A 25,740-nucleotide genomic window follows, 5' to 3' on the forward strand; every position below is an offset into this window, starting at 1 on the left:
CTGCACATTGAAAATGCATTAAAAAAGGTTTTTGGGCAAGAGAAAGGATTTTTACCGGAAAATTTTCTACTTTTGTACCGTTTAGCTATGCTTGTCAATAATAGAAGGACAATTGACCTCGCAAGAGTATACAAACCTAAACACTTAACAAAAGACTATTATGCGCATTATCTTCTGTCTGATGGTTTTCTTGTTCATAGGAAAAAACACGATGCTGGCACAACAACTGTCCTCATTCGTAGAATATGGAACAACCCTGCATACCGGTGACAACACCCCTCTTTGGCAGGTCAGCAACCAGCAAGGACTCACTTCGCTTGACAACAATACTTACATACGTGGAGGAATATCCTACAGACACCAACTCGGAAAATGGAAGTTTGAAGAAGTTGTGGATTTGGTTGCAGCAGCCGGATTCAGTACTACCTCTTTCATTGTACAGCAGGCTTACGTAGACATCCGCTACAAGTGGTTCGGATTCTTCGCTGGAAGCCGGGAACAGAATTCTCCATTGCTGAATCAAGAGCTAAGCAGTGGCGGCATGACTTGGTCGGGCAATGCGCGTCCCATCCCACAAGTACAGATAGGCATACCCGAATATGTACAGTTGCTGCCCCGTTTAGGTCTGAAAGGAGAAATCTCGTACGGATGGTTTACAGACAACAAATACCAACGGGAACAAGTCGGAGAAAAATACTGGTATACCAAGAGCATCAAATACCATCATAAAGAAGGGTTTCTGCGTATCGGTATACCCAAAGGAAAATGGCAACTAGAACTCGGGGTGACCCTCGACACCCAATTTGGTGGATATAAAATTGGAGGTTCCGAATCGGGGGACTTGGGAAACGGATGGAAGGATTATATACGCGTATTCTTCCCCGGCCACGGGAGTGAGGACGGACCGGTAGGTGAACATCTGGCTTTCCAAGGCAATTTTCTGGGCAGCGAATATATCAAAATGACTTATCGTCCTAAGGAAGATTTCTCTATCAGCGCCTATCTGGACAATCATTTTGATGACTTCTCCGCCATGGCCAAACTCAACGGTTGGGATGGCTTATGGGGTGTGGAATATAAATCCAACCATAAACAAGCCATCAACGGAATCGTTATCGAATATCTCCAGACTACCAATATGAGCGGTCCTCTGCACGGTTTGCAAAATTCTGTAGTAGGTAAGACCGGAGGAGCCGACAACTACTACAACAACGGTTACTACCCAGGATGGGCACATTGGGGCATGGCGATAGCCAATCCGTTGATAGCATCGCCTATCTATAATAAGGATGGCGATATGAGTTTCAAGTACAATCGTGTTAAGGCCCTGCATCTGGGATGGAGCGGTGACATCAGCAGTGAGTGGAGATATGTAGCAAAATTGTCTCACAACAGAACTTGGGGAACTCCTCATCGTCCAATACCCGATATATTAGAAAATTTTTCTACTTTTGCATCGTTTTACTATACTCCCCGTAAATGGAAGGGCTGGTGCTTCAACGCGTCCCTTGCATTGGATATGGGAGAGATATATGGAGACAATTTTGGAGTCCAACTAAAAGTACATAAAATATTTTAAGAAAATGAACTACATACAAACAGAGATTGACGGCGTATGGCTGATTGAGCCGAAAGTATTCCATGATGTCCGCGGATACTTTATGGAAGCATTTAAGGAAGAAGAGTTCCGTGCACATGTCGGAGACGTTCACTTCATCCAGGACAATGAGTCCAAATCCTCTTTCGGTGTATTACGTGGTCTTCACTACCAGAAGGGCGATTGCAGCCAGGCTAAACTGGTACGTGTCATTAAAGGAAAAGTGCTGGACGTGGCTGTCGACTTAAGAAAATCTTCTCCCACTTTCGGAAAGTATGTCAGTGTGGAGCTAAGCGAGGAGAACAAGAGACAATTCTTCATTCCGCGCGGTTTTGCTCACGGTTTTCTGGTGCTGAGCGATGAAGCTGTCTTTACATACAAGGTAGACAACGCATACGCACCACAGTCCGAGGCATCCATCCGTTTTGACGACGAAACCATCGGTATTGAATGGCCTGTTGCTACGGAACAGCTTCTATTATCAGATAAAGACGGACATGCCGTATCGTTCAAGGATGCGGTCTATTATGAATAAAATATGAAAATAGCCATTGTCGGTACAGGATACGTCGGTTTGGTAACCGGAACCTGCTTTGCGGAAATCGGTGTCAACGTTATTTGCGTAGACACGAACAGTGAAAAGATAGAGTCACTGAAAAAGGGCGTTATTCCTATCTATGAAAACGGACTGGAAGAAATGGTTAGCCGGAATGTGAAAGCAGGACGCCTGCAATTCACCACATCCCTGGAGAGTTGTCTGAATGAGGTGGAAGTGGTATTCAGTGCCGTAGGTACACCACCCGATGAGGATGGAAGTGCCGACTTGAGCTATGTGCTGGAAGTTGCCCGCACCATTGGACGCAATATGCAGAAATACGTGTTGGTGGTAACCAAAAGTACCGTTCCCGTAGGTACTGCCCAAAAAGTGCGGACTGCCATTCAAGAAGAACTTGATAAGAGAGGGGTGAACATTGACTTTGATGTCGCTTCGAATCCCGAGTTTCTGAAAGAAGGTAATGCCATCAACGATTTTATGAGTCCCGACCGTGTAGTGGTGGGAGTAGAGTCCGAACGAGCCAAGAAGATAATGAGCAAGCTCTACAAACCATTCCTGCTGAACAACTTCCGTGTCATCTTTATGGACATCCCTTCTGCAGAAATGACAAAGTATGCGGCTAACTCCATGCTTGCCACCCGCATCAGCTTCATGAACGACATTGCCAATTTATGCGAATTGGTGGGAGCGGATGTAAACATGGTGCGCAGCGGTATCGGTTCGGATACCCGTATCGGACGTAAGTTCCTCTATCCGGGGATAGGCTACGGCGGCTCATGCTTCCCTAAGGATGTAAAGGCACTGATTAAGACAGCTGAACTGAACGGCTACAAGATGCGTGTACTCCATGCAGTAGAGGAGGTGAACGAGAAACAGAAGAGTATCTTATTCGAAAAGTTGCAGAAGCATTTCAATAATGATTTGGAGGGAAAGGTCATCGCCATTTGGGGACTGGCCTTTAAACCCGAAACAGACGACATGCGTGAAGCTCCGGCCCTGATATTGATTGACAAGCTGCTGAAAGCCGGCTGTAAAGTACGTGCCTACGACCCGGCTGCCATGAACGAATGCCGACGCCGCATAGGAGAAAGTATTTATTATGCGACAGATATGTATGATGCCGCACTGGACGCAGATGCACTGATGCTGGTGACCGAATGGAAAGAATTCCGCCTGCCTTCATGGGCAGTCATCAAGAAGACCATGGAGCAGCCGTTGGTATTGGACGGACGTAATATTTACGACAAGAAAGATATGGAAGAACAAGGTTTCACATATCATTGCATCGGAAAATAAAGTCGCAGAAAGAAGAAAAGAAATAAACAGGGACGTTATGACAATAAAAGGAAGTGCGATTCTCATTGTACTTGTTGTCTCATTAGCCTCATGCAGCAACAGACAAACAGGAGAGGTTTCCGTAAAGGAAGATCTCATTGCAAAGCAACTGTTACAAGGCATCTGGGTGAACGATGAAACAGAAATGCCGTTGATGCGCATCGAAGGGGATACGGTATATTATGCCAACCCGCAAAGCGCTCCCGTATCTTTCAAGGTCGTTCACGATACAATCTACATATACAGCAATGAACCGGTGGCCTATAAGATAGACCGTCAAACGGAATACAGCTTCTGGTTCCACTCGCTGGCCGACGAAGTAATTAAACTGCATAAATCAGAGAATGCAGAAGATTCTTTGGTTTTCACCAGCCGGGAAGTAGAAGTCATTTCCACTACTCCAGAAGTGATAAAGAAAGACAGTATCGTAATATACAAGAATACAAGGTATAGGGGATATGTATATATCAACCCCTCAAAGATGAAGGTTTTCAAGACTTCCTATTCTGAAAATGGAATCAGTGTGGACAATGTGTATTATGATAATGTAATCCATATCTGTGTATACGAAGGGAAGAAGATGCTTTACGGCCAGGACATCACCAAAAAGATGTTTGCGGATATATTCCCTGCCGAAATACTGAATCAGGCCATTCTTGCCGATATGAACTTCATGGGTGTGGACAGTAAGGGATACCATTACCAGGCAACCCTTGGCATACCCGAAAGCTCCGTATACAGTCTGGTAAATATGATTATTGGTTTTGACTGTACAATGAGCATAGAAAAAGCGGAATAAATCCGCTTTTTCTATGTCTTTTCTTCACCACACCACAGTGTTTATTTCTTCTCACCGCCATTCTGTGGCCGTTTGGCACTGGGCTTTCCGCCTTTATTGTTGTTACGGCCATTCTTATTTCCTCCTGGCCTACGTCCGTTTCCATGGCCGCCCCGTCTTCCTCCGTCAAATGCTCTCGGCTTGTATTCTGGTGCTTCACCCAGCTCTTCGGGAACCGATATCTTATAGATATCCCTATCTAGGAATTTTTCGATATTCTTAAAGTTACCCTGCTCCTTTTCGGAAACGAAGGTGATGGCTACGCCGTCATTATTAGCACGCGCCGTACGTCCGATGCGGTGCACATAATCTTCACTGTCGTGGGGAACGTCGTAGTTTATCACCAGACGGATGTCATCGATATCAATACCTCTCGCAACGATATCTGTGGCTACCAGGATATTGATACGTCCTGCCTTGAACTCATACATCACTTCTTCGCGCTGTGCCTGCTCCAAGTCGGAATGCATTTCACCGACGTTCAGTTTCATCTGCTTCAAAGCTTTGGTCACTTCCTTCACTTTCAGTTTGGAAGAAGCAAAGATGATAACGCGTTCCGGTGTCTCCTCTGCAAAGAGGCTACGGATGATGCCCAGCTTCTGATTCTCGTAGCAAACGTAGGCTGCCTGCACAATCTTTTCTGCCGGTTTGGAAACAGCCAGCTTCACCTCGGCAGGATTGTTCAGAATGTTACCAGCCAACTGTTGTATCTTAGCAGGCATGGTGGCAGAGAACATGATTGTCTGCCGCTCTTTAGGAAGGAATTTGACAATTTGCATAATATCGTCATAAAATCCCATATCCAGCATCCGGTCTGCTTCATCCAAAATAAAATAAGAGACACGGGAAAGATCTACATAACCAAGGCTAAGATGGGCTATCAAACGCCCCGGGGTAGCAATAACGACATCAGCACCCAGTGTCAACCCTCTTTTCTGCTGCTCGAACAGTATTCCGTCATTACCACCATACACGGCCACGCTGGAAACCGGCATGAAATAAGAGAAACCTTCCATCTGTTGGTCTATCTGTTGCGCCAACTCGCGGGTAGGAGCCATGACAATGCAATTGATGGCATCGGCAGGGTGTCCGCCTTCTGAGAGCTTGTTCAATATAGGCAACAAATATGCGGCAGTTTTTCCCGTTCCGGTTTGTGCCACTGCTATTAAATCTCGACCTTCGAGTATGACGGGAATTGATTTTTCTTGTATGGGGGTGCACTCTTCAAAGCGCATGGCATCCAGTGCCTCCAGCACATTGCCATTTAAATGTAGTTCTGAAAACTTCATGTATCTCTTTTAAATTTGCGTACAAAGATAGGAAAAAGACTTATAAAATAGACTCTTACAGTAAAAAAATAAGCCCTTGGGACAATAATTATCTCAAGGACTTGCAAATTTGTTTCAAGCATCTGCCTTCAACGGGGAATATCAATGTATGAATCCTTAAATCCCAGAAAGTAAAGTACGCCATCTAAGCCGATGGTGTTGATGGATTGCTTAGCATTGGCAACAACTTTGGGCTTTGCATGAAAAGCGATTCCAAGGCCGGCAATTCCCAGCATGGGCAGGTCGTTGGCACCGTCGCCCACAGCAATAGTCTGCGCAATATCCACTTTTTCCACCTGAGCTATCAAACGCAGCAACTCCGCCTTACGCTTACCGTCAACTACATCACCGAGATAGCGACCGGTCAGTTTGCCATCCTCTATTTCCAGCTCATTGGCATACACATAGTCTATACCGTACTTCTTCTGGAGGTACTGCCCGAAGTAGGTAAACCCTCCCGAAAGAATAGCTATCTTGTAACCGTATTTCTTCAAAACATACATCAGGCGATCCACACCTTCCGTAATGGGAAGATTCTCTGCAATTTCCTGCATCACGGACTCATCCAATCCTTTCAACAAAGCCACTCGTTCGCGAAAGCTCTCAATGAAATCTATCTCACCACGCATGGCACGCTCAGTAATAGCCTTTACCTGGTCGCCCACACCTGCACGTATGGCCAATTCATCAATCACTTCCGTTTCAATCAGAGTAGAGTCCATATCGAAGCAAATGAGGCGACGCATCCGGCGGTACATATTGTCCAACTGGAAAGAGAAATCCATTTCCAGTTCGGTTGCCAGTTTCATCAACTGTTCTTGCATGGCAATGCGGTCTTTCGGAGTGCCCCGAACGGAAAATTCGATGCAGGCGCGTGTACGCGATTCACATTCGTCCAGCGGAATACGTCCTGTAAGGCGCTTGATGGCATCGATATTCATGCCTTGCTCTGCAAGAATACGGGTCACAGCAGATATTTGACGGGCAGACAACTTGCGCCCCAATAAAGTAAGAATATAGCGGTTCTTTCCCTGCATATTCACCCAATCCTCGTACTCTTTGGCAGTAATAGGGTAAAAACGGACAGTCACTCCCAGGGAGGAAGCCTTGAAAAGCAGTTCCTTCATAATGAACCCCGAATGTTGTTCTTCCGTCTTGCATAAAATGCCCAATGAAAGAGTATTATGAATGTCTGCTTGACCAATATCAAGAATAGTAGCATCATATTTGGCCAGAATTTCCGTCACGGAAGCTGTCAGTCCCGGACGGTCTTCACCCGTAATACGTATCAGGATGAGTTCAGTGTTCAATGGTTGCATAAATCATCTTTTTGATAGAATAATAGGCTACAAAAGTAAGGAAAATTCCCGCTATTTATGCTAAATAACATAAAAATATGACTCTAAAAAGTGAGAAAAATGCTTGTTTATTTGGAAGTTTGTTTAAGAATTACTTACCTTTGCAGCCGATTTCAGAATTAAAAGCTTTGAATATCAATGAGTTTCTACTCATTTCAAGCTCTGAGAAGACGATGTTCCGGGAAGAAATCACTGTTGAAGGACAGTCCCGGATAGTATTAACCAAAACCGTGCCGCATGAAATATGCAAAATGGATTTTTGTTGTATTACTAATAAGTTCCTTGACTTCTTTTGTAGAAAAAGACAAACCTACCGGAGGTTTGAATGTGGGTGACATGGCCCCGGATTTCAAAATCCAATCCATGTCAGCAGAGCAATCCCAAACCGACCTTTCCGATTTGAAAGGAAAGTATGTGTTGCTCAGCTTTTGGGCAAGTTACGACGCGCAGTCCCGGATGCAGAACGCAAGTTTGAGCAATGCGCTTCGCTCTACTGCCCACAACAATGTGAAGATGGTTTCAGTTTCATTCGATGAGTATCAGTCAATCTTTGAAGAAACCATCCGTAAGGACCAAATAGTTACGCCCACTTGTTTCGTGGAAACTAAAGGCGAATATTCCGGCCTCTTTAAAAAGTATCGCTTGGGCCGCGGATTCACTAACTATTTACTGGATGATAATGGTGTAATTATTGCCAAAAACATCTCTGCTGCAGAACTTTCCGCTTACTTGAATTAAGCTTGCTGATGCCCGGTGCATACAACAGCAACTTAAAGAACCAGTAAGACGAAAGTGAGGGTGTTCCCTGGAAACCGGCGTCTCTTTCCGGCAAAAAAGGGAACAAAACAAAAGAGGAAAATGAATACAACAAAAAGCCCCTCCCACACTTGTAGAACGCAAGAGTGGGAGGGGTTTCTTATTTTAATAGACTTCCGGAGACAAGCATCCTAAACCTCTACTTTAGTACGCCAAACCTCAACTTGAGCAGACTGAAGTAGAGGTTTAGGATGCTTATTTCGGCGCTTTCCTATATAAATAAAATGCAATGAAGGCATACATTATATTCGGTATCCACACAGCTATGACTGGAGGCATGTTGCCGTTTACGGCAAATGTGGAAGCAATGGTCTGAAACAGAATATAAGAGAAACTCAATGCCAAGCCGATACCCAAATGCAATCCCATTCCGCCTTTCGTTTTCTTGGAAGACAAAGACACTCCTATCAACGTCAGGATAAAGGAGGCGAACGACATGGCAATGCGTTTGTGATACTCTATCTCAAATTCCTTAATATTGGCAAAGCCGCGTTGCCGCTGCCTGCTGATGTACTCGCTCAATTGAGGGCTGGTCAGCATCTCCTGCTGATTCTTCATAATCAGAAAGTCGGCAGGCTCCATGAACAGAGTGGTATCTATGCGACCTCCTTTTATAATACTCTCCTTCATGCCATCCATCTGACGAATCATATAATCCTTGATTTTCCACTTATGCACGGCCGTCGTGTCGTAGGTAATGGAACGGGCTGTAAGGTGGGAAACCAGTTGCTTGTCATTGAACTTGTCCAAAGAAAAGCGATAACCGGTCTTGCTGTAGTCTTCAAAACGTTCGATATAGGCAATTACCCCCGAATCCACTTCCAGCTGGATGTTCCGTGCCGTATTCGCCTTACGAGGTTTGTAGTACTTGTCCTCAAAATTAATACGTGTCACACTACCTTTGGGGATGACATAAGATCCGAGGCAGAACGTCACTACCGCAATGATTGCCGCAGACACCATGTAAGGACGCAGCATACGCTTGAAACTCATTCCCGTAGAGAACATGGCGATGATTTCCGAGTTCTCTGCCAGTTTGGAAGTAAAGAAGATTACAGCGATAAACACAAACAGCGGACTGAACAGATTGGCAAAGTAGGGGATGAAGTTCAGATAATAATCAAAGACAATCGCATTCCACGGCGCTTCATGAGACATGAAGCGGTCCATCTTCTCGTTGAAGTCGAACACCACTGCAATGGAGATAATCAATGCAATGGCAAAGACATACGTACCTAAGAACTTCTTAATGATGTACCAGTCCAGCCGCTTCAAGAATTTACCTCTCGGCAGCTTTATATTCTTCCATATCCTCCAGTCCATTTTTCTCATAATCTTGTCGATACGCGTTTCACCATCATCGGTTTCCAAGTTGCAAAGTCGCCTGCAATGATATGCTTACGTGCTTCGCCCGCCAGCCACAAGTAGAAAGCCAAGTTGTGGATAGATGCTATCTGCATGGCAAGCAGCTCCTGTGCGTGGAACAGATGGCGCAAGTATGCCTTGCTGTACATGGTATCCACGTAAGAGGCGCCATCCGCTTCAATGGGAGAGAAATCCATTTCCCATTTTTTGTTGCGCATGTTCATGATGCCGTCCTTGGTAAACAGCATGCCATTGCGTCCGTTTCGGGTAGGCATCACGCAATCGAACATATCGACACCGCGTTCAATGCCTTCCAGGATATTTACCGGAGTCCCGACTCCCATCAGATAGCGAGGCTTGTCTTTGGGAAGAATCCCGTTCACCAACTCAATCATCTCGTACATCTTGTCTACAGGCTCGCCCACAGCCAGACCACCAATGGCATTACCGTCAGCACCTTTAGAGGCAACAAACTCTGCTGACTGCTCGCGGAGGTCGCGATAGACGCACCCCTGCACAATGGGAAATAAGGATTGCTGATAACCGTACTTCGGTTCTGTTTCGTTGAAACGCTTGATACAGCGGTCCAGCCAGCGATGTGTCAATCCCAGTGATTTTTTGGCATATTCGTAGTCCGAATCCCCCGGAGGACATTCATCAAAGGCCATCATAATGTCTGCACCGATAGTCCGTTCTATATCCATCACCTTCTCCGGTGTAAAGATATGCTTGCTACCATCGATGTGTGAACGGAATTCCGCACCTTCTTCGCGCAACTTGCGGATACCGGACAACGAAAATACCTGGAAGCCGCCACTATCTGTCAGCATAGGACGGTCAAAGCCGTTGAACTTATGCAGTCCACCGGCTTTCTCTATCACTTCCAGTCCCGGACGCAGATAAAGATGATAGGTATTACCCAATATTATCTGCGCCTTTATGTCCTCTTTCAATTCGGGCAGATGCACGCCTTTCACTGTTCCCACTGTACCTACCGGCATAAAGATAGGTGTCTCAATCTGCCCGTGGTCAGTAGTAATCAGTCCGGCACGTGCATTGGTCTTGCTGTCTGTATATTGTAACTCGAATGTCATTCCTCTTTCTTTTCAGTCTTTTCTTTCTTTACGAACAAGTCGATGGCATCGGCAACTTTTTCATCAGTCAGCGCAATGGCAAACACCTCCTTAATATCTTTCACATAGTGGAAAGTCAGTCCTTTCAGATATATATCCTGTATCTCTTCTATATTCTTGCGGTTCTCATCGCTCAAGATAATCTCCTTGATACCGGCACGCTTGGCAGCCAGTATCTTCTCCTTGATGCCTCCTACCGGAAGTACCTTACCGCGAAGTGTTATCTCTCCCGTCATAGCAAGATTAGCCTTCACCTTTTTCTGGGTGAGGGCAGAAGCGAGGGAGGTAGCCATCGTGATACCGGCAGACGGACCGTCTTTCGGAATGGCGCCTTCGGGCACATGGACATGGATGTTCCAGTTATCAAAAATCTCTTCGTCAAGATTCAGCAGGGAGGCATGCGCCTTGATGTATTCCAATGCCAGCATGGCCGACTCTTTCATTACATCACCCAAATTGCCGGTCAATGTCAAACGTCCGCCCTTGCCACGGCTCAGGCTGGTTTCCACGAAAAGTATTTCACCACCTACGGCAGTCCACGCCAGACCGGTCACTACTCCTGCGTACTCATTACCCTGATACTTGTCCCGGGTATATTCGGGTGCCCCCAGAAATTCATACAAGTCTCCCGGTTTTATTTCGGTCTTCGCAAAATAACCGTCCGTAGCATATTGGCGTGCAGATTTACGGAGTATCTTTCCGATTTTCTTTTCCAGTTCGCGCACACCGCTCTCACGAGTATAATTCTCTATAATGGCTTCCAGCGTGTTCTTCGGAATCTTGATATCATTCTTTTTCATACCGTTTGCCTCCAATTCCTTCGGAACCAGATGGCGGCGAGCAATTTCAATCTTTTCTTCCGTGATATAGCCGCTTACCTCAATCAGCTCCATACGGTCCAACAACGGTCCGGGGATGGTATTCAGATTATTGGCAGTAGCGATGAACATCACTTTAGACAAATCATAGTCCACATCCAGAAAGTTATCATGGAATGTAGTATTCTGTTCCGGGTCGAGCACTTCGAGGAGGGCAGAGGAGGGGTCTCCTTGGCGGTCGGCACTCACCTTATCTATTTCATCCAGAATAAATACCGGATTGGAGGAACCTGCCTTTATCAGATTCTTGATAATCCGTCCCGGCATGGCACCGATATATGTCTTGCGGTGACCGCGAATCTCGGCTTCATCATGCACGCCACCCAGCGACATACGGATATACTTACGCTTCAAGGCAGCCGCAATGGAACGTCCCAAAGAGGTTTTTCCCACACCCGGAGGGCCATACAGACAGATGATGGGGGATTTCATATCGCCCTTCAGCTTCAATACGGCAAGATGTTCCAAAATACGTTCTTTCACCTTCTCCAAACCATAATGGTCTTTGTTCAATGTCTTTTCTGCATTGACAAGGCTCAGATTATCCGTCGTATAAATGCCCCACGGCAAACTAAGCATCGTCTGCAGATAGTTCAGCTGCACGCTATAGTCGGGAGACTGGGGATGGGTGCGTTCCAACTTATCCACCTCTTTTAGGAACGTAGCCTTCACCTCATCATTCCATTTGATGGTCTCCGCCTTCTTACGCATTTCCTCTATTTCCTGCTCTTGACCGCCGCCACCCAGCTCATCCTGAATGGTTTTAATCTGCTGCTGCAGGAAATACTCACGCTGCTGCTGGTCTATATCCTCGCGTGCACGCATCTGGATAGATTCTTTGATTTCGGCAAGCTGCACTTCACGATTCAGAATTTCGAGCAGGCGGTAAGTACGCGCCCGCAAAGAGTCGATACGGAGCAGTTCTATCTTTTCGTCTTTCTTGAGTGGCAGGTTCGTACAGATAAAGTCTACCAAAAACATTGGATTGGTAATGTTCTTGATGGCAAATGCCGAATCCTGCGGAAACATATCGGATGACTTGATGTAGCGTACTGTCAAGTCTTTACACGCCTCTACCAATGCATGGAATTCCTTGTCATTCTTCTCCGGAAGTTCTTCATTCAGCGTAACTATCCGTCCCTTCAGATAAGGAGTCGTATCCGTAATCTCCTTCAGTTCCATACGTTTGGAGCCTTGCAGAATGACGGTAGTTGTCTGGTCTGGCATTTCAAGCACACGTACTATCTTGGCAACTGTACCGATGGTATGTAAATCCTCAAGCAGAGGTGTCTCTGTTTCAGCCACCTTTTGGCATACAACAGCTATATAAGAATTTTTCTTTTCTGCTTCACGCACCAATTTGAGGGAAGATTTCCTTCCTACAGATACCGGCATAAACACCCCAGGGAACAATACCATATTTCGAAGAGGCAATATCGGTAAAACCTCTTCTACCTCAATGTCCATCAATTGTTCCTCATTCCCCTCAAAATCAGCAATTACAGAGAAAGCGTTTCCGCTTCTATCTTCGACATCACTCAGGTAATTTCTTTTCTTCATTTCTTTCTTTTTAGTTTATGTCATATTGGCAGGCCAATAAAGCGCTTGCAAAGTTAAGCTATTTCTTCATAAATAGACATTCTCATCCTTTAAAAAGACAAAAACAGTGCCAATTTTATGACAAATATGCAGGTTTTGATTATTTTTGAACCCAATTAAAGAAGATAAACATGCCGAAATCATCTTTTAAGTTTAAACAATTTACCATATTTCATGATAAATGCGCCATGAAGGTCGGCACAGATGGTGTACTACTTGGGGCATGGGCCCCGGCAGACAAAGCGAAGCGTATACTGGACGTTGGAACCGGTACCGGATTAATAGCCTTACAGTTAGCGCAAAGGAATCCGCATGCCCGGATTACTGCAATCGAAATAGATGCAGCTGCAGCCGGACAAGCCACAGAAAATGTATCTCACTCTCCATGGGCCGGTAGAGTAGAGGTCATATGTCATGATTTCCGAGATTATCAGCCGGAAAACAGATTTGACCTCATCATTTCCAATCCTCCCTATTTTATAGATGCGTTGAAATGTCCTGACGAACAAAGGTGCACAGCACGGCATGCGGGCAATTTGAATTACGATTTACTATTTCGTCGTTCGGCATCTTTGCTTGAAGAGCAAGGAGTCGTAAGCATCATTATTCCAGCGGAAGCTGAAAAAACGGTTGTGGATACAGCTTGGAACCATAAGTTGTTTCCATTGCATCGTGTGCAAGTCTTCACCAAACCCGGAAAACCGTGCAGACGGGTATTGCTGAACTTTGGTTTTGAAGCAAAAGAGTGTAGAGAAGAGAAACTTTGTATTGAGATGAATCACAATGAGTTTACCCCTGAATATGTAGCTTTAACGAAAGATTTCTATCTGAAAATGTAATTTTAATTGCATAAAACTTGCCTAAATATTTGGTTGGTATCAGAATTGTTTTTACCTTTGCACTCGCTTCTCAGAAGTAAAGCATTCGGGGTGTAGCGCAGTCCGGTTAGCGCACCTGCTTTGGGAGCAGGGGGTCGTGGGTTCGAATCCCGCTACCCCGACTTAAATAAATAAGTTGTTGATTTTCAACAACTTATTTTTGTATATGGAAGCGTCCAACAAGAATAACTGTCTATTTAACTGTCTATTGAGTTAGTAAATCATCACCCTTAATTCAAAAAACAGCAAAAATGGCAAGAAAGAAATCAGTATTTATCCTGCCCAAGCTAAAGGATTGTGGCGGAGATCTAACAAAAAAATGGTATGTGGAATATTCCTTGAGGGATCCACAAACCGGGGAGATGAAGCGGTTCCGGCATTATGAAGGCTTTGCGGAACTGGCAACGGAAAGTGCCAGGCGTGCCCATGCCGAGAAAGTGATTTCTACAATCAAAAACAAACTCAACAGTGGAGAGGATCCGTTCGCAGAAAACCATGTTACCTATCAAGACGAGCTCATGTATCAGGCCATGGTCAACAGATGGGGCAATGACAGCAGGGGTGCCGTCAGTATCAGAGTGCACATTTCAGAATTCCTCCAACTGAAAAAAGCCGAACTTGCGCATTCCTCCTATCAGACTTACTGTTCCAAACTGAGGATCTTCTGTGAATGGGTGGAAGCAGGGTGCTTGGCAAACAAGAACGTGCATGTAATATCAGAAGAACATATACACAAGTTTTTTTATCACATAGTCGAAACTGGACATGTCAGTCGCAGGACAGTATTGAAATACAAGCAGTTATTGCATACTTTTTTCGATTACTTACTACACAAAAAGCTTGTTGTAGCCAATCCAGTCACCAATATACCTAATCTTGGTGAGAAAAGAGACGAAGCGGCAAGCCCAATTCCAGACAAGATCCGAAATATATTGATTGACTATATGAGAGAGCACGACCCGCAACTCCTGCTATTATGTCAGCTTGAATACTATTGTGCAATCCGTCCGAAAGAATGCTTGTATCTGCAGATACGTGACATCAATCTGGAGACAGCATCCATTACCATCCGTCAGGATATCAGCAAGAACGGACTGACAGAAACAGTCAACATGCCAAGGCAGCTTTATGAAGCTCTTGATGACCTGCTGAAGATAGGCAACTATCCGGAAGACTGGTATCTTTTCTCTCGAGACGGCCAGCCAGGAAAATACAAGCTTGGAAAAAACACCTTCAGATATAGATTTGACAGAATCAGGGATAAACTGGGATTAAGCAAAAGATACAAGCTTTACAGCTTCAAACATACCGGTGGAGTAAAACTGGTCAATGCAGGAGTTAATACATGGGAAATCCAAAAGCACTTCAGGCATAAATCAATTACTACTACAGAGAGATACTTGCAAAAAAGATTCGGGGTAAAAAGCTCCTTGATACAAGAGGATTTTCCCGATATGTAGATATAAATAATGTAGGAGGCTAATATTGGTCTCCTACACTCCTACAGTCCTACATATTATCTTCCATATATTTTTTCAACCGATACAACCTGTCAATCGCCGGATTGTAGAACGGGTCCGGATAGTGCTGGTTTATGTCGCAGATGTTGGCGTGGACGTACATGGAGGTATCAAAAATATGTTCTGCCTCACTTAATGTCACCTCTTTGGGTAATAGTGCGTTCTCAGCCCATTTCATTAAGGCATTCACGCTTTCTTCGTCATAATTGTATGCCATATTTTTTTGTTGCAAAGATAAATCATAGCAGAGAGAAGCCAAAGAAAAAAGGTCGCTTATTGGACTGCTTTACCTATCAAAACCTTACGATGTAAGAATGATGGATGCCTATTACCTAATCCCACCAAGAAAACAACTTGTAAGTTCTGATTTTATTATATAGATACCACGCCTTATATCTTCTCAATTCCTCTTTATGAATAATTTCAATATCATAATCATCTGTCGGGAAATTAAATAGGCAGAACCTTGATGCATTTTTAGTGTTAATGTATAGATTCCTACAAGCTATTATATGCGGACTTTCTACCATTTCATACATACCGTCATCTCTACGCATAGTCTTCATTCCTGAAAATTCCAACTGCAAATTATCTTTTTCGAGCACAATATCCAATAGGCCAATGCAAAGTTGCAAGTCTCTTGCCACTATAGGCATTTTATCCGAACGCGTACACTTTTTAAAGTATTCATACATTTCTATTATTTTCTTGCGCTCTATTTCCAATAAAAACGTATAATCCCAATCAAAATCCTTTTCTAAAAGCCTGCACCACGAATTAATCTTTGCACGTTTATAGTTGGACTCAGACCTATTTCTTCTCTGTTTCATATCTAATACTATTATTATTTGTTCTTACTTTCAGATAATCATATCTGAGCTTATATCAACTTAGATATAAAAGAAAGTAGGCACTGGAATACTTTTAACTAATCATTTCTTGTATAAAAAGCCCCGACGGAAGCCGGGGCCACTTATCAAATGAATGATAAGTAAAACTACTACAGCAACAAAGGTATGTTTTTTCTACCACATAAACAAATTATAACTCACCCCACCACCGACATAAAAACCACCCGGATAGCCATATCCTACCTGCAACCCTAATCCCCAGCGCTTCCTTTTCGGCTTGACAACCACCGGATGATAGATATCATTCGTCACCGTCTGATACACAGTCTTCGGATACACCACCATACTATCCAGCCGAGGGTCTACATATCCACTTACCACAGCCCGATACAAGCTGTCTCTATATACCACTTGCTTACGATGAAGCAGCGTATCGCCTATCCGTGTCGTATCATCCGGCACGAAACGCCAGAACACAGCCATCGGTGCAGAGATAAGCATCGTATCTACCCTGACAACCGTCTTAATCTTCGTCTTTACACGAACTTCTGCCGGAGGCTCATGCAAACGAAACCAAGCCGCCACACAAGCAATTGCCAGCAGTACAATTAATATCCACGGTAACTTTTTCATTCCTCGAATCTCAAATCATTAATCCGATTCATCCAACCTCTCTTAAATTTATTGTTCGCCGGACGTTTTTTGCATATATCCTCGATGAAATCGAACCGTGCAATCTTAATCATGTCGAACAACTCACGCGGGTTCCTGGCATTCACCGCAGCAAGTGTCTTAGAACCTACTATTCCATCCACAGTAACACCAAGCAAACGTTGAGGAATCTTTATTCCGTGTGCACCGGATGCCCACACCCAATCGACAAGGATATTCGCCACAGACTGGCTCGTTATCAAATCTGCCTTCCATCTGTCCCAATAATGCGGCTTGAGCACCCGTTTAACGACATCCTCACGGGTAAGCAGATGCAGGTCATCCACGTCTATATCACCGTCGCCGTCCTTGTCATAGCCGCATGACTTCCACGTACCGATAGTCACACCCATATTTGTAGCACCTCCAAGGTCTGCTGGGTCATTCACGAAACCGCCTTCCCATTTTAGGATAAACGGTGCAAGTTGATTCACATTCGCCATTTCAATTTTCCTCCTTATTCAATTAATACCCATTTTGAGGTTCTCTATCACCGCACTTCTTTCTCTCACACCGTTTCAGTGCCAGTTCCAGTTTCAGGTCAGAATTAGTCTCCTTCAGTGTAAACAGCTCATCCTGTGCCTTACGGAGCCGGTCTGTCTGCTCCACAAACCGCTGTTCCTTCTCCGAAAGCTGCTTCTGCAGGAACTCGTTGTACTCCCGTAATGCCTTGAACTCCTCTACATCAGCATGTGCGTCCTCAATACGCGCATTGGTTTTGCGCGACATCCACCACTTAATAAGCTGCTTGATGCCCTCGATGCCACCGAGTGCGGTCACCAGCATAACCCAATCATTCATACCCATTTTATTACTTTATTTATAACCATCAAATTGTCAGACAACCACAAAAGTAAGTAAGCCTATGTCAAACATGCTGCCAATTCGGGATTTTCCACTGACACAGAATGTCAATGCAAAGATAGATATGGATGTAGCCTTCAAAAAGGACATTATTTTTTTGACATTCTCCGCAAATGGTCATCCAATGTTTTAGGATTGCATTTAAGCTTACGACAGATGGCTGCCTTTGAATAACCATATTCGAGCATAGTTCTAATGAGAGGTTCCTTTCCTGTAAGCTTGTAATGCGAATTCTTTCCACCAGATGGCCGGCCTAATTTCAGGCCTTCAGCCACACGACGAGCAAGCCCTGCTTTGGTTCGACGAGATATGTCTTCCCGCTCTTTTTGGGCGAATAGAACCTTGAAGAATGTATCCTGAACAGAATCTGAGTCATCCTTTACCAACTTATCATCCCGTATTTCAATAATACTGGCATTGGCCATGAGGCAATGAGATATAATAGCTATAACCATATATGCACAGCGTCCAAGTCTTGATAACTCTGTAACATATATAATATCTCCCTTATTTATTTTATGCAATATCTTACCTAACTTTCGCACATTAGGATGCCTGGCACCGCTCACACTCTCTTCAATCCATCTATCAATAACAAGCCCCTTACGCTTGCAATATTGCATAATCTCATACCGCTGATTTTCAACGGTCTGTTTTTCGCTGCTAACCCTTATGTAACCGTAATTCATAGCTGTTTTTTGCGAGAAAGTAATAAAATATCTACGAAAAAATAAAATATGAGATAATAGGTTTTCATAATCCGGAAGATTTGCCCCTTAAATGTATTAAGTATGGCAGAAGATATTAAGGAAAATGAAATGACCTCAGTCAGCAGTGTGGACTATGTGCGAGGGTTGAAAGGGAAAGATAGTGTATTGATTGCTCTAAAAGAATTGTTATCAGAAGTATTGATGTGCAAAGGTACATTAGCATATACAGATGCAGAAGGGTTGGACAATCTAACAACTCCTGGTACGTATTTTCATGGGAGTAAAATTGTTGGAACAATAGGCTCCTATGGTATACTTATGGTTGTAGTAGCTTTTAATTATGTTGCTCAATTAGATGTGTGTTCTAACAAAAAAATTCTACTTCGTTTTTCTCCAGATTCAGGTTCTACTTGGGGTGAATGGGCGTCAATTACGCTTACTTAAAACTGTGGAATTATTCTACAATACCGTGGAGCACTCTACAATATTCCACAGTATTGTTAAAAGAGGATTTTACCTTATATTAATGAAAATGAATGCAATATTGTTGTGCAATCATTCTGGCATCAATTTTGTATTATGGTTTATGTCTTAAAAGTTATCAGTAACTTGTAGTTGTTATGGTTAGACAATAGGTATTAGTTGCATTAAGGTTTAAAGACATTTTGTTCATATTGATTTTCATTCGGAAACTCTCTTTGTTTGGCATTGCATCCCGGTCTGTGAAGTATCGGGATGTTTTTACTTAGATGGTTGCTGTTTCCGACTAAATACTGTAACTTTGTATAGTTAGCCAATATACTACTTAACTAATACTATTTTGTGCTATGGAATAATGAAAGTATTCTCAGTCTGTGAAGATCGGATGCTTTTGGTGGGTAATGCCGCCAATTATTCCAGTTAAGTGTTTAGGTTTTATGCAGTCTACCCCATGAGTGGACTGCATTGACAAGAAGTATTCTGCCCGTTCAGACCGAGATGGTTTGAGCGGGTTTTTATTTGGCATTCTGGTTGATTTTTATTAATTTTACCACATGTCTTTTAGGCATAGTAAGTAGTTCTTGTTCTATAAAATCTAAAGAGTCAGAATTTATAGAACTTATCTTAATCAATTAGTTAATACAGACCTTCCGTCTTGTCCGTGAGGATAGGACGGATTTTAAGTATATCAATATATTTGTTTCCATTCTCCCCAATCATACGTAATTTCTCCCGTACTTTTCTTACCCATTAGCATGAAACCAGTCATACTATGACTATAAGCTTTTATTGTCACTACATTCAGCCCATTGCTATTCCCATCAATACGAGATGTTATCTCAACAGTACCATAAAAAGTAGTAGTTCCATAAGGGCCATTTAAAGTCCCTGAATTACTTGTATTAACTTCGTAGATGTAAAGCCCTGCTTTGGGGAAATTTGCTGGGTCTTTAAAATCTCCATTAAAACCCAATTTGGGACTGATATGCACCAAATCATCCCTCTTTATCAGCACGCTATTCTTACCATTCATCCCTCTTACATAGTCTACGCTACTGACTACAGTCATTTGGTCTTCTCTAATATCATCTGCCATAATATTCTCACATTTAAGGGGCAGAAGATACGAATAGGAAAAAATAAAATAAAGTTTATGCAAGAACCTATCAATAATGTTTACTCTTTATACACTAATTCCTTTTATTCTTAGGGCTATTGCGTCTTTTCTATTATTTTTGATGAAGAAGTTCCCATTTGATTCCTTTCGTCCAAAAACAACACTCTTAGCCCCATCTACATAATCACAGTAAGCATTATAACCTCCATCTGATACAAAGCTACTCGAAAGGGCACCACAGATAAATATAGCAGATATTGCAATATTGGGTGATGTAACTAAGTATAATCCATATCCAAGGTTGCCAAGGTCTTTTTCCTCACCTGCTGCTAATGTAAAGCTATGGGTGTGTATTCCCATTGCACTTATTACTTCTTCCAATGTTGGTGATATACTGTTGCCATTTGCATCCAACCCACGCAACCGTTTCGGAGTACCGCCACCCATTGCATTCTCTCTAATATCATCTGCCATACTTCTGTACATTTAAGGGGCAGAAGATAGGGTAAGAAATGGAAGGAGCAAATTACGTCGCCAGATTAGGTAAGCGTAATTGACTTCCATTCGCTCCAAGTAGAACCTTTGTCAGTACTTCGGCGCATAATAATTTTAGAATTGAATGAAAGGTCTAAATGTACAATATAGAAATCCGCATTAAAAACGAGAAGAACTCCATAAGTGCCAACACTTCCTGATATACTTCCCCAGTGCGCATAGATTCCAGTTGCCTTAATATTATTAATCTCATCAGGATTAATATAGTCGATAGTTCCTCTATGCTTCATTACTAATGATAGTAAATTATCAGGAGTGATTAATACACTATCTTTCCCTTTCAACCCTCTAACGTAATCCACGCTACCGACTGAAGCCATCTCATTTTCCTTAATATCTTGTTCTGCCATATTCTTACATTTAAGGGGCAAAGGATTCGGCAGAGAAACATAATGCTGGTTGGCTATAATCTATTTATGGAAAATCTTTGAACACTACTTCTTAAATTTGTAACTCTTATGGTTTTACTGCCGTCTTTTAGTTGCTCTATATTAAATAAATTCCCTACGATGTTGGACGAATCAATAACAGCTTTAAAATCTTTTTTATAATAAGATAAATGGAATAGGAGACTGGAGCCTACAAGTTCCTCGCTGACAAATAGAAATATTCCATAATAAGGAAGAGGAATATCTACACTGCCTTCCCCTACAATACTATATTCGACTATTCCTTGTCCAGCGCTTGCCATCCCTTTCTCTTCCATAGTTGCTACTGGCATTGCGCTTGCCACCTCTTCCAATGTTGGTGATATACTGTTGCCGTTTGCCGCCAGTCCACGCAGCCGTGCCGGAGTCCCCCCAGCCATTGCATTCTCTTTAATATCTTCTGCCATACCTTGTACGTTTAAGGGGCATAATTTCCGGACGGAAATATTACCCGATTTAACATTTTAATAATTAACTCGTTTTGTAAATTATAAATCAAATTTTTCCGTAATATTTGAAGAACTCAAAAGGAGTTCTCACATCAAGATAACCGTCTACCTCTTCGTTGGCTTCTGCCTCCATCTCGAATGCTGAATTTCCGTAAGCCTTATCACCTACATTCACCCAACACCGGTTACGGCATAAGTGATACATGTAGGATATTGCGTACTCCAACCCATACTGAAGGTAGAACCACAACGGGCAAAGTAGATATACCCAGATACTGAACCCGGTAAACAGCATGATTACCGTCAGCAGGACTGCCGAAGCAATCAGGCATTCTTCCCACTGCCTTACATGAATCGCCTCATGGTTAAGTGTACTCTGCTTCATCTCCTCCTTGCTTTTCGTGGTGAATACAAAGCATCCCAATGTGATGGTGCTGTAGCCCTGCCACAGCAGCCATTTCGCTAACTTGCTTTCATAAAACACTTTCATAAAACTGATATTTTAAGTTTTCGATTCCGCTTTTCCTGATATTAGAACCCATTTCACCTCATCCTTTACGCTATCAGAGTATGTCGCTACGGCCTTGAATTGAGCAATGGAAAGCGACGGGACAACTATTTTAGAATAGTATTCTCCGTCTATGATAAAGCTGCCTCCACCTGCGACTTTTATGCTTGCAGGTCCCCCGAGACGGGTATAGACGGCCCCGTTATACAGCATGCACTCTCCACCTTCATATTCTGCCGCATTCGGCAGGTATATTGTTTCCTCTTGCGTTGGAAGTGAGAATATCCGGGATATTTCAAAGTTCAACCCGGTATTGAAATCCAGGTAGTATTCATACGAATCGGATTTCGACTCCAGAAGTTTCAGTTTTCGGAAGATTGAGGCGTCCTGGAACACATTACCATTGGCATCCCATCGGATATTGCCTCCGGCCAGGAACCCAATGCCACCATTCTCCCCGTCAATCTGGCACATGACTTTACCGGTTTTATCCCTTGCCAATACGTTCTGCACCACCAAATCATCCACAAGGATTTCATCGGCACGTATCTTTCTCGCTAAAGCCATATCCATAGCCACAAACATATACTGCTGTGCCGCCTCCCAATTAGCATCACCGTCTATCGAGGTAGGTGCGACAGTGACCGACGTACCGTAAGCCCGTACCCGAAACGGAATGGTTCGATTGTTGAATGTGGCCAGTACGATGTCATGGTAATCTTCATTCCAGACATATGTGTTGCCTTTGGCGAAAAAACCTCTCGGACGCGGCTCGCTGGCGTCTCGTCCGCTTGCTCCGTCATAGCTGACACCCACTGATATCTCCGCAATAAAACTGTCATGCCATGCCGAAGCGTCCGCCTGGCTCTGATAACAGCGAACCGAGAAAGTGGAATATCCAGCCGAAGCGTTGACCGTAATCTCGGAAGCCCTCGAAGGCCCTGCGATGGCGCTCCATATCCCGTTACTGTAGCCTCTCGCTGCCAAATATCCGTCCGGATAAGTCAATGTAGCGCTGCCGAGCGTCCGCTTGGCATAGACGCGGAAAGCCGAAGGCACCAAAGACCCGGCACTGCTCACCCGTATATTGCTGCATGTACTGATGAGATAGACCATGCCGCCATCCTGGGTCAGCTGCTCCCATTCGTCGGTGTTCACTTCTTCCGTAATGATATAGCCGTAACTCTTTCCACCGTTCTGGGTCTGAGTGATTCGCCTCCCGTCATGAGTTGTCTGAGTCCATAGAGGTGGATTCGATGTATCAACCTTTGAGAGCCAGGAGCGGCCACCCATCGTACAGATGGTGAGCTTTTTATATGGAGTATTAGCTGTGCGCCACTCACCGCCAGCCTTGACGGATTCGCCGTCACCGCCTGGTTTTCCAGGATTACCGTCGGTACCGTCCACAACCATAGGAATAGTTTCCCGGTCCACGACCTGCCCACCCACGTAGAACACGAACTGCAGCTGCGTCGTGAAGTTCTTTGGGGAAATGGCCGTGCCGTTCTGTATCTCGACCTCCGAACCACCGTCCTTACTGTATTTCAGCACACCATCCGTCGTGATGGAAGTGCTACCGCCTACAGACTTGGTGCGTGTACATGACACGCTTGCTACACTATAAGTGCCATCCTTCCGTTTGCTGACTGAAGAAACGGAAGGCACCAGCCTATAGAGTACCGCATCACTGCCTGGATTACCGGCACGCACCCCGGTAACAGTGAATACCAGTTCACGGCTTATATCCGTATCCTGTACAGTAGCCGTAACGGTTATCCTGACCTCTGAACGTGCAGGCATTGAAATGCCGGAAGCCACGGTAAACGCTATCACACCCGTATTGACATTGTAGCTCTCGGTAACACCGGCAGGGGTCACGCATGAGATGGACTTGAGCTGTAGCTTCTTCGTACCATACCACATGCCGACGGTCGTTTTGAGCACGGACTGCGCAACGGTTTTCCCCTCATATGTCAAGGCAATGCTTTCCATCTCATTGTCGAAATCAGCTACAATGGCCGACTCGCCGTCAAAGCCCCACTTGGCCCAGATGGCGGCCGGGCTGAACGTGCTCCATACACCGTCCTTCTTCGTGCGGCAACAAGCCCACTCGTATGGCAGGCTCTCGCTCACCCCAATCGGGTCATCATGCCAGCCGGACGGCACATAGTCATCTACCTGCGAGGTGGCTGGCGTAGGAGGCGTCACATTCTCTGTCGTATGCTTGAATATCCACTCATAGCCTTTTCCATCCTTACCATCCTGGCCGTTCTCCACCAGCAGCTCATACTCAGCAGTATTAAGGTCCCCGGTAATGGTATAACCGTAGGACTTGCCGCCGTTCTGCGTCTGCAGGATGCGGCGCCCCTCATTGGTCGTCTGAGTCCACATCGGAGGATTGTCGGTACCATCAGGAGCGACACATAAAAAGACACGTCCGGCCATCTTGGTAATACCCATGTAAGGTATATGCTTTCCGGTCTGCCAGTCACCGCAATTGGTGATGCTTGTACCGTCTGCACCCTTGCTGCCAGTCACACAGATGGCGTTCGTTGTGGTGGAAGTATCGTCAGTAAAGACTATCTTTGTCCGGGTCCAGATATACCATCCGTTTTTCCATGCTGGAGAGGTAGTCTGCCACTCGCCTCCGGTTGTGGTGGCCGATGAAGAGGATAGGTAGTATTCTTCGGTAATGGACTTGATGCCCTTACCGTCGGATCCCTGCCCACCACTGATACAAGCCGCTTGGGTGTACTTGACTTCGCCATCAGAATAGACTATCTTTGTCCGGGACCATATGTATTTGCCGTTTTTCCATTCAGGAGAGGTAGTCTGCCAACCGTCCACCGGGGCAATGACATTCGACACCGATATCGCGTATTCCACATCGGTAGACTTGATACCCTTGCCGCTTTCTCCCTTGGCCGCATATTTCAACCAATCAGCATTACCGTCTGCCGGTTCTGTAGACGTGCCTTTCTCGTTTACACATATCCAGGAGCTGCCGTTATGCGTCACCTCATCGTAATAGGCATACTTCTCACTCTTCTTCCACGTACCTTTAAATAGCGGTACCCGGAAAGCCTCGCCGGTGATGTCATCCACCTGGAATATCTTGCCGGACATGATGACGTGGCGAAAAACAGCCGAGTAGTTGTCAGCAGGAATGCCATGCACGGTACGACCTTTCTTTTTGCCAATCCACGACATCTCTTGTGCAGGCTCGACATCCCAGGTATTGGCGTGGTCAAAGAAAGTAATGCAGTTGTTGCCGCCCACCGTATCAATCAGGATGTACGTCTGCCTATCCTCATCTGTGAAGTTACCCGTCTGGGCGAGTACCATAGATTCCCCCGGCTTCCAGTCAGTACCCGGCTTCGGCGTCATGACGAATGTCTTGGCAGTGTAATCGGCAGAAGTCACCCGGAACTTCATCTCCTCGAAACCCTGCAACTTGCCTTCGGCGTTCTTGGTGACGAAGTAAGTAGTAAGTATATCATCGACAAACTGGCTCAGCCCGTCGGCATCCGTCAAATCGGGTGTTATCGTATAGCTGCCGTCACCGTTGTCCGTCCATTCCTTAACCGTACATCCACCTCCGGGAGAGGCACACATTCTGCCTTTGAAATAGGTCACACGGTTGTAGGCAATCTCTGGGACAAACACACGTTTGCGGAATATGCCTTCCTCCATCTCCAGATTGCCGTTCCTATCGATGCACCCTCCGGAAATGCCGGTGAGGAATTCGCCGAACTTGGCACAATCTCCGAAGGTAATCGGAAAAGGAGTACCATCAGCCTTGTTTTTGTGAAGAAAAATATCCTCCATTCCCTCAACAGAACCAGCTTTATCCGCATAACCAGCTT

25 protein-coding genes and 1 tRNA gene are annotated in these 25,740 nt (G+C 44.6%); 9 read left to right on the plus strand and 17 right to left on the minus strand.

Translation table 11 applies throughout. The annotated features are described in order from the left end of the window. The first annotated feature begins 160 nt into the window (after positions 1-160). Genes HUX74_RS12775 through HUX74_RS12790 form a run of 4 tightly spaced genes read left to right on the plus strand, consistent with a single transcriptional unit; the run spans position 161 to position 4,287 of the window. Complete coding sequence (locus HUX74_RS12775; RefSeq protein ID WP_117964590.1) at positions 161-1,579, plus strand: capsule assembly Wzi family protein; 1,419 nt, start codon at positions 161-163, stop codon at positions 1,577-1,579. Positions 1,580-1,583: 4 nt separating this feature from the next. Further along, positions 1,584-2,132: a dTDP-4-dehydrorhamnose 3,5-epimerase gene (gene rfbC / locus HUX74_RS12780; protein ID WP_174646784.1), complete on the plus strand. Its 549-nt coding sequence runs from the start codon at positions 1,584-1,586 to the stop codon at positions 2,130-2,132. A 3-nt stretch (positions 2,133-2,135) separates the two neighbouring features. After that, entirely contained in the window at positions 2,136-3,449 is a 1,314-nt protein-coding gene (locus tag HUX74_RS12785; RefSeq protein WP_117964588.1) for a UDP-glucose/GDP-mannose dehydrogenase family protein, read from the plus strand. Positions 3,450-3,486: 37 nt separating this feature from the next. Continuing rightward, a complete protein-coding gene (locus tag HUX74_RS12790) occupies positions 3,487-4,287 on the plus strand; it encodes a DUF4738 domain-containing protein (protein WP_117964587.1) in 801 nt (266 codons plus the stop codon). Between the two features lie 41 nt (positions 4,288-4,328). Here HUX74_RS12790 and HUX74_RS12795 read toward each other — a convergent pair whose 3' ends face one another. Beyond that, the gene (locus HUX74_RS12795; RefSeq protein ID WP_117964586.1) at positions 4,329-5,615 is read right to left on the minus strand and encodes a DEAD/DEAH box helicase; all 1,287 of its coding nucleotides are present in this window, start codon (positions 5,613-5,615) and stop codon (positions 4,329-4,331) included. 128 nt (positions 5,616-5,743) lie between these two features. Further along, entirely contained in the window at positions 5,744-6,973 is a 1,230-nt protein-coding gene (gene serB / locus HUX74_RS12800) for a phosphoserine phosphatase SerB (protein WP_117599649.1), read from the minus strand. 276 nt (positions 6,974-7,249) lie between these two features. On the opposite strand from serB, the gene HUX74_RS12805 reads away from it, so the two are divergent. Beyond that, positions 7,250-7,750 (plus strand): thioredoxin-like domain-containing protein, encoded by a 501-nt coding sequence (locus HUX74_RS12805; protein WP_117599651.1) that lies wholly within the window; start codon positions 7,250-7,252, stop codon positions 7,748-7,750. Between the two features lie 273 nt (positions 7,751-8,023). Here HUX74_RS12805 and HUX74_RS12810 read toward each other — a convergent pair whose 3' ends face one another. Genes HUX74_RS12810 through lon form a run of 3 tightly spaced genes read right to left on the minus strand, consistent with a single transcriptional unit; the run spans position 8,024 to position 12,764 of the window. Next, entirely contained in the window at positions 8,024-9,160 is a 1,137-nt protein-coding gene (locus tag HUX74_RS12810) for an LptF/LptG family permease (RefSeq protein WP_117964622.1), read from the minus strand. Then, entirely contained in the window at positions 9,157-10,287 is a 1,131-nt protein-coding gene (tgt, locus tag HUX74_RS12815; protein WP_005825470.1) for a tRNA guanosine(34) transglycosylase Tgt, read from the minus strand. Before tgt ends, HUX74_RS12810 begins: the two co-directional genes overlap by 4 nt. Continuing rightward, positions 10,284-12,764 carry an endopeptidase La gene (gene lon / locus HUX74_RS12820; RefSeq protein WP_174646785.1) on the minus strand — a complete coding sequence of 827 codons (2,481 nt, stop codon included), beginning with the start codon at positions 12,762-12,764 and terminating at the stop codon, positions 10,284-10,286. Before lon ends, tgt begins: the two co-directional genes overlap by 4 nt. A 170-nt stretch (positions 12,765-12,934) precedes the next feature. Between lon and HUX74_RS12825 the strand changes: the two genes are divergently transcribed. The 3 genes from HUX74_RS12825 (at position 12,935) to HUX74_RS12835 (ending at position 15,141) form a co-directional block, all read left to right on the plus strand. Next, positions 12,935-13,642: a tRNA1(Val) (adenine(37)-N6)-methyltransferase gene (locus HUX74_RS12825; RefSeq protein WP_117964583.1), complete on the plus strand. Its 708-nt coding sequence runs from the start codon at positions 12,935-12,937 to the stop codon at positions 13,640-13,642. An 86-nt stretch (positions 13,643-13,728) separates the two neighbouring features. Next, a tRNA-Pro gene (locus HUX74_RS12830) sits at positions 13,729-13,803 on the plus strand. A gap of 129 nt (positions 13,804-13,932) precedes the next feature. After that, entirely contained in the window at positions 13,933-15,141 is a 1,209-nt protein-coding gene (locus tag HUX74_RS12835) for a site-specific integrase (RefSeq protein WP_174646786.1), read from the plus strand. 49 nt (positions 15,142-15,190) lie between these two features. On the opposite strand, the gene HUX74_RS12840 is transcribed toward HUX74_RS12835, so the two are convergent. The 6 genes from HUX74_RS12840 to HUX74_RS12865 form a co-directional block, all read right to left on the minus strand. Then, a complete protein-coding gene (locus HUX74_RS12840; protein ID WP_119958100.1) occupies positions 15,191-15,418 on the minus strand; it encodes a hypothetical protein in 228 nt (75 codons plus the stop codon). A 115-nt stretch (positions 15,419-15,533) separates the two neighbouring features. Further along, positions 15,534-16,031 carry a hypothetical protein gene (locus tag HUX74_RS12845; RefSeq protein ID WP_061411836.1) on the minus strand — a complete coding sequence of 166 codons (498 nt, stop codon included), beginning with the start codon at positions 16,029-16,031 and terminating at the stop codon, positions 15,534-15,536. Positions 16,032-16,226: 195 nt separating this feature from the next. Further along, entirely contained in the window at positions 16,227-16,685 is a 459-nt protein-coding gene (locus tag HUX74_RS12850; protein WP_174646787.1) for a DUF6808 domain-containing protein, read from the minus strand. Beyond that, a complete protein-coding gene (locus HUX74_RS12855) occupies positions 16,682-17,206 on the minus strand; it encodes a glycoside hydrolase family 108 protein (protein ID WP_174646788.1) in 525 nt (174 codons plus the stop codon). Before HUX74_RS12855 ends, HUX74_RS12850 begins: the two co-directional genes overlap by 4 nt. Positions 17,207-17,228: 22 nt before the next feature. Beyond that, positions 17,229-17,570, minus strand: coding sequence for a hypothetical protein (locus HUX74_RS12860; protein WP_119958097.1), 342 nt, complete (start codon positions 17,568-17,570; stop codon positions 17,229-17,231). Positions 17,571-17,716: 146 nt separating this feature from the next. After that, positions 17,717-18,316 (minus strand): recombinase family protein, encoded by a 600-nt coding sequence (locus tag HUX74_RS12865; RefSeq protein ID WP_131226398.1) that lies wholly within the window; start codon positions 18,314-18,316, stop codon positions 17,717-17,719. A 102-nt stretch (positions 18,317-18,418) separates the two neighbouring features. Here HUX74_RS12865 and HUX74_RS12870 point away from each other — a divergent pair, with 102 nt between their 5' ends. After that, on the plus strand, positions 18,419-18,781 hold the full coding sequence (locus HUX74_RS12870; RefSeq protein ID WP_174646789.1) for a hypothetical protein: 363 nt from the start codon (positions 18,419-18,421) through the stop codon (positions 18,779-18,781). A 724-nt stretch (positions 18,782-19,505) separates the two neighbouring features. Here HUX74_RS12870 and HUX74_RS12875 read toward each other — a convergent pair. From HUX74_RS12875 to HUX74_RS12900, 6 genes are all read right to left on the minus strand, one after another. Next, positions 19,506-19,913, minus strand: coding sequence for a hypothetical protein (locus HUX74_RS12875; protein WP_174646790.1), 408 nt, complete (start codon positions 19,911-19,913; stop codon positions 19,506-19,508). Positions 19,914-20,000: 87 nt separating this feature from the next. Further along, the gene (locus HUX74_RS12880) at positions 20,001-20,408 is read right to left on the minus strand and encodes a hypothetical protein (RefSeq protein ID WP_174646791.1); all 408 of its coding nucleotides are present in this window, start codon (positions 20,406-20,408) and stop codon (positions 20,001-20,003) included. A 65-nt stretch (positions 20,409-20,473) separates the two neighbouring features. Beyond that, complete coding sequence (locus tag HUX74_RS12885; RefSeq protein WP_174646792.1) at positions 20,474-20,839, minus strand: pyocin knob domain-containing protein; 366 nt, start codon at positions 20,837-20,839, stop codon at positions 20,474-20,476. A 53-nt stretch (positions 20,840-20,892) separates the two neighbouring features. Next, positions 20,893-21,324 (minus strand): hypothetical protein, encoded by a 432-nt coding sequence (locus HUX74_RS12890; protein WP_174646760.1) that lies wholly within the window; start codon positions 21,322-21,324, stop codon positions 20,893-20,895. 88 nt (positions 21,325-21,412) lie between these two features. Then, positions 21,413-21,856 (minus strand): hypothetical protein, encoded by a 444-nt coding sequence (locus tag HUX74_RS12895; RefSeq protein ID WP_174646793.1) that lies wholly within the window; start codon positions 21,854-21,856, stop codon positions 21,413-21,415. A 12-nt stretch (positions 21,857-21,868) separates the two neighbouring features. Next, positions 21,869-25,702, minus strand: a complete 3,834-nt coding sequence (locus HUX74_RS12900) for a hypothetical protein (RefSeq protein WP_254592867.1) — start codon at positions 25,700-25,702, stop codon at positions 21,869-21,871. Positions 25,703-25,740 lie beyond the last annotated feature (38 nt).

The sequence above is a fragment of the Bacteroides sp. Marseille-P8574 genome (assembly GCF_902825465.1).
Classification (GTDB): domain Bacteria; phylum Bacteroidota; class Bacteroidia; order Bacteroidales; family Bacteroidaceae; genus Bacteroides; species Bacteroides uniformis.